Here is a 12,684-nt window from a genome sequence, read left to right on the forward strand (position 1 = left end):
GGCAGTGCAGGGTGAGCTTTATGGCCCCATGGTGTTATCAACAACTCTTAACTCCCTTTACCTTTGAGGTGAGGGTTGTTGTAATCGGACAGTGTTTGAGTTGTGGTTGGAGTTTATCTTAATTCCAACATTGAAGCCAGGTCAGACTCTAGTATTTGACAATGCAACGTTTCATAAAGGGGGGCGGCAGGCTGAACTGGTGGAGGCAGCTCAATGCCGTTTACTCTATCTTCGGCCTTATTCGCCAGACCTCAACAAGATAGAGAAATGTTTAACAATACCTTGAGACAACCAGTGTCTCGCTTAGTACCCAAGACCTTGTCCTTTTCCAAGTGTTTGCAGAATCACATTGGTGGCATTTGGTATTTTATCCATCACTACAACGCATCATTACCTCTTTAGCACTACCACCCTACAAAAGGATTCGCTTCCGGAGTTTGGTTACTGGTCAAAATTCATCTCGCCGTTAAGCCGCTCGGCTTAACGGGAGTTCTCTTTTGAGATTTAAGATCAGCTTGGGAATTTGTTTAACTTAACTGTGTTAGACTGAATTAAATTCTCCAAAAAAGCCTGCTACAATTTTGGGCAAGAAAATCTCAAATCAGTGTGGCTAAGTCTGACATCGCTGCTTGTTCAGGCGGGCATTGTAAACTTTTATTACGAAACTCATAGATTCTTCAAAAGTGATCGGGAACCCCCATTACAGGTGATGAAGATTAGCTTGTTAACTGATAGGGGTCACTTCTTTAATGAGGGAGTTTCCATATACTAGGTAACAGACCTGAAAAAGTAACCCTGATTATTGATATACTGACTAATTCAGGTATCCCTCACCAATAATTCATGACTCAGATTGCTGATCGGCAACATTGGGAACTGAAAGACTCAAGAGCGGTCTTAACCTGAATCAAGAATTAGCTAGTGCGATCGCCAACCTTAACATCCTGGGAATACTAAATCCTAGGCTCTGTGAGAGCAATTTGTGTTCAACCAAAAGCAACTGAGATCACGATCATGTCAGCCACCAAAGCTTCCCCCGATAAAGAGTCCACCCAAACTTTCCCAACTTCTTCTAAGGACAAGGATATGGAACTACCAACAGATGAACTCATCCGCCTTGACTTCAGTGATGTTGATCTCTCTGAGGCTCACACCAGTAGGCGCACCACGGATTTAGTGCGTCTGTACCTCCAAGAAATTGGTCGGGTTCGCTTACTGGGAAGAGATGAGGAAGTCTCGGAAGCCCAAAAGGTTCAACGTTATGTACAACTGGTGGAATTGCGGGACACGGAGGCGGAAACCAACGGGGGGGTACTCCAGACTTATGTTAATCTCCTGAAAGTCCGCGATCGCCTCTGTGCTAAATTAAGCCATCGTCCCTCTTTAGAGCGTTGGGCTGCTGCTGGGGGGGTTAATCTCGCTGAACTCAAGCAGATTATGGCAGAAGGTAAGCGCTGTTGGGCGGAACTAGCTAACCTGAGTGTGGAAGAGCTAAAACAGGTCCAGAGGGAAGGAATACAGGCTAAAGATACATGATCAAAGCCAATTTGCGCCTGGTGGTATCGGTTGCTAAAAAATATCAAAACCGTGGTTTAGAACTATTAGACTTAATCCAAGAGGGAACCCTAGGATTAGAACGAGCCGTAGAAAAGTTTGATCCTACCCGTGGTTACCGCTTTAGCACTTACTCTTACTGGTGGATTCGCCAAGGAATTACCCGAGCGATCGCCACTCAGAGCCGGACTATCAGGCTTCCGGTGCATATTACCGAGAAACTCAATAAAATTAAGAAAGCCCAGCGCAAGATTTCCCAAGAAAAAAGTCGCACGGCTACCATTGATGACATCGCCACCGAGTTAAAGATGACCCCGGATCAAATTCGGGAAGTGCTGCTGCGGGTTCCCCGTTCAGTTTCCTTAGAAACCAAAGTCGGAACCGACAAAGATACGGAACTAGGAGATTTGCTCGAAACAGAAGAAAGCACCCCGGAAGAACTGTTGATGCGGGAATCTCTTTACCGGGAACTACAGCACATCCTAGCTGATCTCAGTGGTAAGGAGCGCGCTGTAATCCAAATGCGTTATGGCTTGGGTGATGGTCATCCTTACTCCCTAGCAGAAATTGGCCGTGCTTTGGATCTGTCGCGGGAACGGGTTCGCCAAATTGAGGCTAAGGCTCTGCAAAAACTGCGCCAGCCTAAGCGTCGTAACCGAGTGCGGGATTATCTGGATTCTCTGGATTAGTTTTTGAGCCTTGGTGGCGGGGTTATGGGAGATAACACTCGCCCCTAGGGTTGGGTTTATCAGAATTGATTATCAATAAGCTAGTTTTTTTGACAGAATCTCAAAATCTTGTGTATCATTGTCAGTATTAAGGTTTTATTGATAGTTTAATGATGGTTTTATATACCGCGACTTCGTTTAAATCGGAACTGAATAACAAAGGGTGGCGACTGACTCCTCAGCGGGAAACTATCCTCCATGTTTTTCAAAATTTGCCGAAAGGGAATCATCTCAGTGCTGAGGATCTCTATGATTTGTTAAAAGGTCGTGGGGAGACGATTAGTTTGTCTACTATTTACCGCACACTCAAGTTAATGGCGCGGATGGGAATTTTGCGAGAGTTGGAACTTGCAGAAGGCCACAAGCATTATGAAATAAATCAGCCTTACCCACACCATCATCACCATCTTGTCTGTGTACAGTGTAACAAAACGATAGAATTTCAGAATGATTCGATTTCCAAAATTGGTTTGAAGCAGGCGGAGAAATCTGGGTTGCATTTGCTAGATTGCCAATTGACAGTTCATACTGTTTGTCATGAGGCTTTACGGATGGGTTGGCCTTCATTGGTTTCTACTAATTGGTCTTGTTCTCAGGCGATCGCAGAAACCTCCGGTGAGTACGTTAACCCTGATTAATTGGCAATTTGGCGGCGTGGTACCAGGAACCGCTTTATATCCCTAGGGCACGAGCTGGGGGGTTGATGCGGTTCCTCAAGGGTTTTGTATTTATTTATTTGTGGAATGTTTGGCGTTGTAGACCGGGCGAGGTATCGGAAGAACTGATGCTGACAGAGTTGTGATTGTTGATATGACCAAAACTACGGCGAGTGACGTTAAATAAGTAGGTCTCTGTAGTTGGTCCAACAATCCCGGTGGTAGTGATGTTATAGGCTTGCTGAAATTGAATCACAGCATTTTGGGTCTGGCCGTCAAAAAAGCCATTAATCGGGCCATTATAGAAGCCTAACTCCCTTAACCGCCTTTGAATGCGCCGCACATCTTCTCCGGCGTTACCGATTGTTATGTATGTATTAGGATTAGTTGCCACAGGTCTAACGACGGACCCTGGACCGGCTGGAACTACGGGTATGATGGGACGTTGGGTAGTAGCCCTAGCTAAATGGAACTGGGTAGTGGGTCCTACTTGACCTGTTTGGGTGATGGCATTATCCCGTTGGAAGCGAACGACAGCGACGCGGGTAGATTCACCAAAAACCCCATCAATCATCCCTGTGTAGTACCCTAATTGCTGTAATCGCTGCTGAAGTGCAATTACATCTGATCCTCGACTTCCCAGCACGAGAATTGAGGAGGGATTAGATTGGGTCATGGAAACATTGGTAGAGTTGGAAGTGATACCACTATTACCCAACATTTGTTGACTAGCGAGGAGGCTTTGGGTGGTGGGTCCAATAAAACCAGTGGGGGTGAGACCATTAACCATTTGAAAGTTACGAACGGCTTGGAATGTTACCTCATCATAGAAATTGGTAATTTGACCGGGGAAAAAACCAAGTCGCTGCAATTCTCGTTGTACTAAGCCGACTATAGGGCCAAAACTACCGGGACCGAGGCTAACATTTCCAGCGAGGCTACCGGTTCCGCGATTGAGAATGGCTAGGGTGTCTTCTGTGACTAGACCTGTGGCTGCAATTGAGTTGGCTTGCTGAAAACGAATGACGGCATTTCGGGTGATTGGTCCAAAATATCCGGTGGAGTTGTTGTTGAAGAAACCAAGATTTCGCAGGCGATTTTGGAGGTTGGTAACTCCGGGTCCACTGTCTCCTAATCCTAAACCGATTAATTGGCGATCGCTTACTGGGGTAGTATTGAGAGGGGGGCTGGCGGTGTTCTGGTTGGTTGCTATCAAAGCCACAACGGTATTAGGACCAACTATGCCATCTTGGACTAAACGGTTATCGCGCTGAAACTGAATCACTGCGTTTTGAGTTTCTTCACCAAAGTATCCGGTGGCGTTAGCGCTTAAATATCCCAATTCTCTGAGGCGGTTCTGAATTTGGGTAACTTCGGGTCCGAAATCCCCAATAGCTAAAACTGCCTGGGCTGCATAAGTTATACTCAGAACCAGCAGCATTGTCCCTAGAGACAGAAGCCATCGATAGGCTTGAGTAGATAGTTTTCTATTGAGAATGAGTTGCTGAGGATTTTGGTAACTCAGGGCGAGGTACAGATAAGCATAGGATTCCATCATAATTCTTCAGGAAAATATAGGAATGGGAAACACTGAACCCAAAAAACCCTAGGTTTCGGTTTCCTTTCCATTATATTACTTATACCAAACCTGCGCGATCGCATAACATCGCCACAATTACTGAAAAAGCGGTAATTCCCAAGGCTACCCAAGGACTTTGACCTTGACTAACTGCGAAAGATGTAGCTACTCCAGCCCCTAAGCCAGCGGTCACGGCTGCACCAATGGGATCACGTTCTGATTTGGGTTTATACATAGTTTTTTAGAATGATAAATTCCAATGGCTGCCACTCTAGCACCATGATTGAGGAGGTGGATCGAAAAGTTGCTAAATTGAAATTAAGGTTTAACTTTAGATAAGTTTCTTAACATTCGGCGGGGAAATTAGGGTGGTTTTTTAAGAAAGTTAACAAAATTGGCTCTGGGTCAGGAACCTGGGGCTGGTATTTGCTGGGAATTTATCCTCAAAGGTCTAGCGGCTATTCCCACCTGTCTAATTCTTGAAGGGAGTTTTGGAATAGGCTAAGAATTTGGTCTCTGCGGGTTTCAAAGTTGGCTGCACCCCAAATAAACATTAATCCGCCGATAAAAACTACTATCCATTTTATAAAGGAATAAACTGAGTTTAAAATTATTAATTGATTGACAATATTAATGATAAATGTGGCTGTTCCAATGTACAAAAAAGCACGAGTTTTGATGGTTAAACCAGCACCAATGGCGATTAAACTAATGATACCGGGAATAATTCCTACCCATTGACTTTCTAATAAGGAGATTACGCAAATTAAGCTAATACTGAGGATACGGATTAGGTGTCGAAGGGGTCGGCGTTGGGAACCTTTTAGGTAGGGTTCAACTTGCAGAATATATAACATTGATAAAGCGGGAGGGGTGACTATCCACAGTAAATAAGTAGCTGCTGGAGTGGCTACAATGGCTTTTAAGATTACCCAATTCAGGAGAAAAAGACTAAGGTAAGTAAACCGAATATTTTGACTTAATTCGGCTAGGAATACATAGAAAATGGCGGTGATGACGGTGGCTATATACCAGGAGGTGAGTTGAGGGGGATTAATGAAACTATGGATAATTGCAATAGATCCTATTGGTAAAACGACTGCAGACCGTCGCCAGGGTGTTTGTGACCATCCCCAATTTTCCCAGGGAGATATATAGAAATAATAGGCAATTATAGAAGCGATCGCACCTATCCAGGGAAACAGAATATTTCCCAAATTCAGGACATCAATCACATAATAAACGATGGCTACGGCTTGTAATAAACCTACATAAACCCAGATATTTTGTGGCTGTTGATGGGGCTGAATGCGACCCTGTACGATCGCATAACGACTGAGGAGGATGCCACTTCCTAACCCTACTAAGGGACTGGAATTTCCGGGGAGAAAACAGGATATTACTAATAATACACTAGCGATTAACCAATGACAATGGGCGATCGCTGTAATTTCCCCCGCCGCCAGATGCAAAAATCTTGCTAAAGTTGATGATAAGATCCGATACAGATAGACGAAGCTGGTAGTTAATACTGTGAAGGCGACTAATTGATTAGCTAGGGGTTGGTAACTGACTTGCTGAAATAACATTTCTCCGGCGGCGAGTGATACTCCTACTATTCCCAAATAAACTAGGGGTTTCAAGGAATACTGTCGCCGTCCCACGCCTATTAAAATTAAGGCAAATCCGAGGGTATTTAAACCAGTCCAAACAGCTATTTCATTAAATCTTAGGAGGCTTCCCAGTATGCCATATAATAAAGGAATAACTTGTAAAGATTGAGGGATACTCAAATCCGGGTGTTTTTGCTGCCACCAATCACCGCCTATTTGTACGATAATTCCTAAAGCTGTATTGGCGATCGCCAACAGAATTAAAGAGTGGGGTAAAAATCCCAATATTTCGGATACGAGTAATTGTATCCCCCAAAATGTTCCATAAATACCATTATCAAAACTGCGAGTTGATAGAGTTGCTGTCTGAGTCCGAAAGGCTATGGCTGCTACGGTTAAAGCGATGACTAGGACAGCTAATAAACTCGGTTGTATTTGTTGTTGAAAAACTGACAGAGAATGAAAGGTTAGCAGTAGTAACTGTATCGCCGCCAGTGAAGTTGTCCACAGGTCTGCTGCTTGTCTATAAAGTTTGGCTAATAAGGCTTCCCGGTTGAGTAAATTATGCCGTAATATCCATAAACTCCCCAATGTGATGGCGTTAACGAGTAACCAGTCTAGGTTAGAAAGTATCTGTAATTCCCAGAGTATAGCGGTTAAGAAACTGAGACCAAATCCCAAAGCGATCGCCGCTACAATTAGCCGACGTATATAATAGGAGTTAATGGCAATTATGACGGTGCTTATACCTAAAGATATCGCCCAAATTACAGGTAGTTGGACTGTCAACAGTTGCGCGACTACTGTAGTCACAATGGCTAATTCAGCCGATTGTTTTTGTTGTGAATTGCTACCATATTTGGCGATAAAAGTCAAGCCCAAAGGTGTGATTAACCAGATTAAATTGACAGGTTCAATGCTATTGCTAAGTAGGAGATAGCTACAACCCGCCAAGACTAAACCTAGATAAAAACCACTTTTTCCCCAACTATTATCTGGGGTATCATATCGAGAGAGAAAGTGATGATGGCTGGCGATAGATAAGCCAAATTCCCCTAACATTAGTAATAATAAAATTATCGCCCACTTAGTATAGTTGAGAGTAGGAATTAGCCAGTTGATGCTACTGACGACAGCTAGTAAAGCGGTTATATGGGTTAAATAGACTCGAAATGGGTGATAAGTTCGGCGTTTCGTAACTACGGCTAAAGTCAAAGTTGAGGCGATTAAATTAAGCGATCGCGTGAGAGGATTAATCACCCCCAACAAGGCTAAAACTACTCCTAAGAATAATGCGATTTGCTCGCCAAATAAAGCTAATCTGCGCTTAGGTATTTGATAGAGCCACTCAGTAACCGCCAGCATCAAAATCAGATAAGGAAACCAGGTTAAGCTAAGTAGTGACCAGGGGTGATTTTGACTATTAGTAATGGCGGCAACATTGATAATAGCAGTTTGTCTAATGCCACTAGGAATCATGAGTCCTAGTAACCAAATCATCTGTAATCCTATGGCAAATATTACTAATAAATCCCGCCGTCGCCAAGAGTTTCTCAGGTGTTGATTCCAGATATAAATTACCAAGGCGCTAATAACAAAAGCGTGCCAAGGATAGGATATCAAAGAAATCAACCATCCTAAAATTAGTAATCCATAGCCGCTACGATTTATTAATGGCGAGGAAAAAGAGTAGATTAACCAGCCACAAATACCTACAGCTAATCCCAAAGTATCGAGGGGTACTTCGGCGACAAAAATACCGCGACCTAGGATAATAATTAGGCTATAAATTAACAGAGCGATATCACGATTAGCTAAGGGTTGCTGATTAAGTTGTTGGCGACTGTATAATGATATAGAGGCGGTGATAATTACGGCTGAATAAATGGCAATTATGGGAAAGGTTGACCAACTCCACCCCCAGTGAAGGTAACTGATTAGTAATAAATTGGCGAGTTGTAGCTTGTGGGTAACTGATGGTGTAGAATAGAGTTTAATGGTGGTGGTGGATAGGAGAAAGGTGGCGATCGCAATGGTAATCCATCCTAGGGGATATCCCCATAATCCCAAGCCATCCATTGCCCAAAAATTGAGGGGAATTAACAGTAAGGTAACTTGACGCAAAGTAGTAGCAGTCAAGGTTAAGTTATTCTGTTTTTCCGTCCACTGGCTACCGCCCCAAAATGCCAAAGTATAAGCAAGCAATACTGTATATTGTGCAAAAGCAGGGAATCTTTCCCACTGACTCGCCGCCAGTACGCCGGAAGATACAACCACCATAAACAGTCCTAAAAATAGCAGCCAACGCACACTAAGTTCAGCTTTGAAAGACTGTAATAATCGCGTGATTACGGGGGGAATGTTTGGCGGTAATGTGGCGGAAAAAGTAATTTGAGGTTCCCTAATAATAGGTGGTTGAGCTTTCCTAACAGGGGGATGATATACGCGGGAAGGTGGCGGTAAGGGTAGGGGTTGACTTAGATGCAGTTTACAGAGTTGTTTAACCTGTTCTTGAGAAATCAAACCTAATTCTAGCCAATATTCCAAACCATACAACAGATCGGGATGATCTGGATTAATTGTAACTTTAATCGCGATCCATCGTTCCAAGGGTGAGGACATAATTGTAGGAAGGTTGATTGATGCTAACAGGTAAGTAAAACCATTCTGGCATCGAAAAATGATTTTGGCAATATTTGCCAAGTCGATCGCCTAAATATATAATGTAGTTAGTGTAGGGGAGACAATGGATAACTTGTGCCAATTAATGAAGTGGCTGATAATCCATTGCCATTGTTAAGGAAATCAAGCAGTTAGATAGATAACAGATTTGGGAATTGTGTCAGGAGAGACCCCAATTAAAACAGTGTCATAATTTCGCTACGGGTAGGGATGAACTGTGAATAGTATAAAAGCATAAACCAACCACCACAGTTCAAACCCAGCCATGATTTCAGCGACTAAACTACCATTTCTCTCTGTTCTTTGTCTAATGGCTCAAATTCGGGCTAATCTTAATATCATGTTGTTAGAACATTATGATCAGCTTACCCAATTATTGATGGTGATACCGAAGTTGTCACTGATGTTCAATGCCATTAGATTAACTCTGGGTTAAAATCACAGTTTCGCCTGTTTCAGCAGACTGTCTAGCGGCATCAGCTACTTTCAGGGTATAAAGACTATCTGCGGTAGAAACATAAAGAGGCGTGCCGTCAAAAAGGTGATCGAGAACCATCTGAGTATCCCGCACAAACAAACCGCTACGACTTCCGACTTCAATAGGTTGAGGGATATCTCCCTGTAGTAGTTGGCCACCTTTTGGGGTAAATATCAAAGTTCCGGCTTCTCCATAAAGGGTAAAAAGGTTTTCGGACTCCCAAAAGGTTTCGCCTTTTCCGTAGACGACTTCGCCAATGGTTCCACAGGTAAAGTGTAACTGAGTCTGACACCAACAGGAACGATAGCGATCGCGATCGCTATCGACATTCCAAAACTGACTCTGGGCGTTGACAGAAGCGACAGCACCAAATAGGTCAGTCAAGCGATGTAGACGGGAAAGGGCCCCCACCAAGGGAAAACCAAACAGAGAATTTTGATAGGTCCAGCGATGAGAAGCGGGACGTTGAGGGTTAATAGTGCTGTAGCGGGCATAAAATACGGTTCCGATCGCCTCTAAAGCTGCTTTGATAGCATTGTGCAATCCCCCCAAAAGTTCGAGATGTTCCACATGAAGGAGTTTTTGGCGGAGTGAAGCCAAGGCGATTAACTCCTGACCCTGTTGAGGGTCAAGACAGAGGGGATATTCAACGACCACGTGCTTATCATTTTCGAGGGCGGCTTTTGCGATCGCCCCATGATCGCGGTTAATGGTGCTAATGATAATCAGGTCTAAATCGTCCCGTTGTACTAATTCCAGCCAATTAGGGACTAATTGGGCATTAAACTCCTGACAGAAGGCTGCTGTAGTTTCAGGGCTATGACCAGTCACGGCGACTAAATGCGATCGCTGATCGCTGTAGAGGGTTTGGGCGCGGGACTTAGCAACATACCCAGTGCCCACCAAACCGACGCGAATAGTGGAAGGGTCAGAAATTGTATTAGAAAAATTACTGGCTGTCATCTATAGACTGATATATTTTCGGGGGATATGACGAAGGGTTAAAACCCTAACTCATCCATTATTATCCCTTATGCTGACGACAGTGCAACCACCTGGCCCTATGTAATGGCCACATCAGATATAAGCAATTGGGATGTAATTAGAAAAATTTATAACAAAAACCGTTCATAATATGGCCGTAAAAGGTTTTACAACCTCGTGTTTTTCCTTTAATATCAGAAAGTGAAGAAAACCGAGACCACAGGGAGTCAGCCTAATATTCCCTTGTGATTTATATAGGTTTTTCTTATCAATTTTTTTGAGAACTAGAGAGGAACACTGAATGGCTACTTACAAAGTCACTCTGATTAGCGAAGCTGAAGGCATCAACGAAACCATCGATTGCGATGATGATACATATATTCTTGATGCTGCCGAAGAGGCTGGACTAGATCTGCCCTATTCCTGCCGCGCTGGTGCTTGCTCCACCTGTGCTGGTAAAATCACCAGTGGTAGCATTGACCAGTCTGATCAGTCTTTCTTAGATGATGATCAGATCGAAGCTGGGTATGTTTTGACTTGTGTAGCCTATCCCACCTCCGACTGCACAATCCAAACTCACCAAGAAGAAGGACTCTACTAAGTTTCTCCAACCTGGTCAGAGAAGGGAGAACAGGTTATTTTGGTTACAGTGGATCTGTTCTTCCTTCCCCTATAGCCAGGATTTATGGAGATTGCTGCCCAGTGATTAAATAATTGTTCAGGGGTTCTAGTTGAGTCCCCGGAAAATAAAATTCCAAAATGCGATCGCTAAACCACCCCAACCGGGCGAGTTTATGCGATCCTATTTGGCTGAAACCGACACCATGACCAAACCCGCCGCCGACAAAATTATAGCCTTGGAGAGTTTGGTTAGGGCCATAAATCGGATCAATATAAAATAGGGTACTAATAGGAGGCCAAAAAGCACTTTGGACCTCATCCTTATGGATTGGGATAACACCCCGATCAGTTTCTACCTCCATTTTCAACACCCGGCCAGAGTGGGCTCTTTCCACCACCCTCACCTGTTGAATAGTGTTAAAATCTGCCAGGGGACTTTTGCGACGCTTGAGATAAAATTGCAGATGATTAGTCATGGCCTTGAGATCAGTTCGGTATTGCCAGCGAAAATCACTCCAACCCTCTTCATTAAAACCCTTCCTCAGAGTCATAAACCGCCGGAAGTTCTGTTCATCAGCTAGGCTGTAGCTTTCCAGGTTCCACACATTTTGAGTAGTATCTAATACTGACCTGAGATAGGGGGGCTTGGGTCCATCCCAGACATCATTAAAATTAGCAGTAATGCCACCACTAGAGGAGAAATAGACGGCATCCACCAATTCCCCATCATAGGTCAGCACTAGGCCCCGGGTGTTAGTAATAGCGTTATCAGTGGATGGGTAAACCTCGGTTAATCCCTTATATACTTGACAATCTGTATTGGCACAAATTTGATAATTGTCGGCCTCAAACCGATGCAGATTCCGCAAGACATAGGTACGAGCTAAAATAGCCTGGGCTTCAATAGAAGCAGCCGGAGGCCATGCGCCCATTTCATGGGGTACAACTCCCCGCAAATAGGTTTCTAAGGGAACATGATTAACTAGGGTATAGGTTCCGTAGGCATCTGGCTGGAGTTTTAAACTGCCTCCATAAACTAAAGCCTGGGGATCATCTCTTTTCTTACCTACGGAAATGATATTCTGGGTAGCTTCAATTTTTAACTCTTGGCGGTTGTAACGATAGCCACCTAAGATCCAATAGGGAACGGGTTTCTGTGTGACTGCTTGGCTAGTGAAGGTAGGCTGATAGCCCTGGGCTTTTATGCTTTCTAGCAACCATCGGCGCAACAGGGGGGTTGAGTAAGTTTCCCGAGAAGCCCAAACCTGCCATACATCAGGTTGCGCTAGTTCAACTTCGATTCCCATTTCTTGCCATTTGTTAGCCTGCTGTGCGGCGGTTTCATAGCTGCGGTGACTGCTGAAAATCAGACGCTCCTTAACTTGGGGTTCTGGAAGGGGCTGCATTTCCACCTGAATAACGGCGCTGAGGGTATGCAGGATTTGTTCACCTTGGGGGGTGGCAAAACGCAGGGTTAGATGGTCGCCAGGTTTGGCTTGCAATACGAGGGTATCTGTGGGGGTTTTGCCAAATTGCTGCACTACCCCGACTTCTAGGATAGGGTTAATTTCTTCTTGGGCGATCGCTTTATTCGGTGTCAGTCCTAATAAACATCCGAACATTAAAACCATTGGCCACTTGGCTAAACTCTTAGGAACACATTGATCACTACTCCGGGAGTATAGGTTAGGTTGGGGGGCTGTTGTCGCGTTTATCATCTGGACTCTCAGATATCAGGACATTGATCAATTATGAATGATCAAACCAAAATCTCCCGCTAGAATTGGAT

Annotated in this window: 8 protein-coding genes and 3 pseudogenes; 6 read left to right on the top strand and 5 right to left on the bottom strand. The window is 44.1% G+C overall.

Annotated elements, in window-relative coordinates; all coding sequences use genetic code 11:
• From B9T16_RS10930 to B9T16_RS10945, 4 genes and pseudogenes are all read left to right on the top strand, one after another.
• A pseudogene (locus tag B9T16_RS10930) lies at positions 1 to 286 on the top strand (transposase); the annotation flags it as partial.
• Positions 265 to 402, top strand: a pseudogene (locus B9T16_RS10935) (IS1 family transposase); the annotation flags it as partial. The pseudogenes B9T16_RS10930 and B9T16_RS10935, both read left to right, overlap by 22 nt.
• A 612-nt stretch (positions 403 to 1,014) precedes the next feature.
• Positions 1,015 to 2,243: pseudogene (gene sigC, locus B9T16_RS10940) on the top strand (RNA polymerase sigma factor SigC).
• A gap of 152 nt (positions 2,244 to 2,395) precedes the next feature.
• Entirely contained in the window at positions 2,396 to 2,920 is a 525-nt protein-coding gene (locus tag B9T16_RS10945; RefSeq protein WP_014274450.1) for a transcriptional repressor, read from the top strand.
• A gap of 94 nt (positions 2,921 to 3,014) precedes the next feature.
• On the opposite strand, the gene B9T16_RS10950 is transcribed toward B9T16_RS10945, so the two are convergent.
• From B9T16_RS10950 to B9T16_RS10960, 3 genes are all read right to left on the bottom strand, one after another.
• Positions 3,015 to 4,496, bottom strand: a complete 1,482-nt coding sequence (locus tag B9T16_RS10950) for a peptidoglycan-binding domain-containing protein (protein WP_235181449.1) — start codon at positions 4,494 to 4,496, stop codon at positions 3,015 to 3,017.
• A gap of 79 nt (positions 4,497 to 4,575) precedes the next feature.
• Positions 4,576 to 4,752, bottom strand: a complete 177-nt coding sequence (locus B9T16_RS10955) for a hypothetical protein (RefSeq protein ID WP_006619144.1) — start codon at positions 4,750 to 4,752, stop codon at positions 4,576 to 4,578.
• A gap of 223 nt (positions 4,753 to 4,975) precedes the next feature.
• Positions 4,976 to 8,752, bottom strand: a complete 3,777-nt coding sequence (locus tag B9T16_RS10960) for a hypothetical protein (RefSeq protein ID WP_235181450.1) — start codon at positions 8,750 to 8,752, stop codon at positions 4,976 to 4,978.
• A gap of 325 nt (positions 8,753 to 9,077) precedes the next feature.
• Between B9T16_RS10960 and B9T16_RS10965 the strand changes: the two genes are divergently transcribed.
• Positions 9,078 to 9,248: a hypothetical protein gene (locus B9T16_RS10965; protein WP_157888673.1), complete on the top strand. Its 171-nt coding sequence runs from the start codon at positions 9,078 to 9,080 to the stop codon at positions 9,246 to 9,248.
• Here B9T16_RS10965 and B9T16_RS10970 read toward each other — a convergent pair.
• Positions 9,234 to 10,253, bottom strand: coding sequence for a Gfo/Idh/MocA family protein (locus B9T16_RS10970; RefSeq protein ID WP_006619146.1), 1,020 nt, complete (start codon positions 10,251 to 10,253; stop codon positions 9,234 to 9,236). The two genes, B9T16_RS10965 and B9T16_RS10970, sit on opposite strands and share 15 nt — an antisense overlap.
• 322 nt (positions 10,254 to 10,575) lie before the next feature.
• Here B9T16_RS10970 and B9T16_RS10975 point away from each other — a divergent pair, with 322 nt between their 5' ends.
• Positions 10,576 to 10,875, top strand: a complete 300-nt coding sequence (locus B9T16_RS10975; RefSeq protein ID WP_006619147.1) for a ferredoxin — start codon at positions 10,576 to 10,578, stop codon at positions 10,873 to 10,875.
• 82 nt (positions 10,876 to 10,957) lie between these two features.
• On the opposite strand, the gene B9T16_RS10980 is transcribed toward B9T16_RS10975, so the two are convergent.
• Positions 10,958 to 12,613: a SpoIID/LytB domain-containing protein gene (locus B9T16_RS10980; RefSeq protein WP_006619148.1), complete on the bottom strand. Its 1,656-nt coding sequence runs from the start codon at positions 12,611 to 12,613 to the stop codon at positions 10,958 to 10,960.
• Between the last annotated feature and the right edge of the window lie 71 nt (positions 12,614 to 12,684).

This window comes from Arthrospira sp. PCC 8006, from assembly GCF_046480465.1.
Classification (GTDB): Bacteria; Cyanobacteriota; Cyanobacteriia; order Cyanobacteriales; family Microcoleaceae; genus Limnospira; species Limnospira platensis.